This is a genomic window from Paenibacillus sp. FW507-14B1B, assembly GCF_058781425.1.
Map to the genome: position 1 here is coordinate 1 of NZ_JBYSWS010000019.1, position 743 is coordinate 743.

General features: G+C 53.7%; 1 protein-coding gene. It reads right to left on the reverse strand.

Translation table 11 applies throughout. From position 1 onward, the window contains the following. On the reverse strand, positions 1-704 hold a 704-nt coding region (locus tag AC3WJJ_RS25570), incomplete at its 3' end, for a pre-toxin TG domain-containing protein (protein ID WP_492544944.1). Positions 705-743 lie beyond the last annotated feature (39 nt).

Sequence of the window (743 nt, forward strand, 5' to 3'; positions counted from 1 at the left end):
TTATCCGTCTTGTTCGCACGTGGATTCACTTCAGAGACGGTGTCATCTATATTGGATTCCCCTGGCTTCTTCCCCGGTGTTTTCCCTGCACCGGCTTCGGCCAGCTCATCCCCGTTTCGCGCCGCCGTACTCCCAGCTGCTCCCGGGCGTGCAGCAGCAGACGCAGCACCTTCAGCAAGCTCATCCGCTGATCGACTTGCCGCTGCTCCGAGTTCTCCCGCTCGGTCCATTTGACGTGCGGCATCGCCGCCGACATCTACGGCTTCGCGTGCGAATTTAGCTAATTTCGCTCCCTTGCTGACCCCTTTTCCGAGTGGACCTAAGACGCCCAGTCCTCGTTCCCAAGCAGCTAGCTTTTCCCCGGTTAACATGTCCCGGCCCGTCACCGCTTCAATGATCCCCTTCGCATTCCCTACAAACGGGATAAAGTCTAGCGCCATGCCTAAGGCGAATACAGCAAACTTCTTAATCTTGTCGAAATCCAGCTTCTGGCCATTTCGATCGGCATCTTTATATTCGTCACCCTTCTGCCGGGTGAGATCCGATAACTGATCCAGTTCCTGTTCCAATTGATCCAGCTGCCTGCAGATTTGTTGAAAGGTACTCTGGACACCAGATTGATTCAGCGTTTTGCTGGTCAAGCTGCTCATCGCCCGCTGCAGCTCGCTCTTCAAATCCTCCATTTCTTCGGATGCATTACGCAAACTTTTAGAGGTTTGTTTTAAACTGGACAGCTCCACTTC